Annotated in this window: 1 protein-coding gene; it reads right to left on the reverse strand. The window is 47.7% G+C overall.

Annotated features, from left to right (window positions below; all coding sequences use genetic code 11):
- Nucleotides 1–352: FAD-dependent oxidoreductase (locus C1E99_RS12640; RefSeq protein WP_193441820.1), on the reverse strand; the 352-nt coding region annotated here is incomplete at both ends.

Below are 352 nucleotides of genomic sequence, written 5' to 3' on the forward strand. Positions count from 1 at the left end.
AATCAGGCGGTATTCTGCCCGACTGGTTAAGAGGCGATAAGGCTCCACCGTTCCCTTGGTTACCAGGTCATCAATCATAACACCAATGTAGCCGTCGCTTCGTTTCAAAATTAACTCAGGCTTACCCTGTACCTTAAGGGCTGCATTGATACCAGCGATAATTCCCTGACCTGCTGCTTCTTCATAACCTGATGTTCCGTTGGTCTGACCTGCTGTAAAGAGCCCAGAAATCTTCTTAGTTTCCAGCGTCGCCCGCAATTGATGAGGCATAACCATATCGTACTCAATAGCATAGCCCGTCCGCATCATCTGGGCATTTTCCAAGCCTTTAATGGAGTGAATCAAGTTGTCG

The sequence above is a fragment of the Streptococcus suis genome, assembly GCF_002964045.1.
GTDB classification, from domain to species: Bacteria; Bacillota; Bacilli; order Lactobacillales; family Streptococcaceae; genus Streptococcus; species Streptococcus suis_U.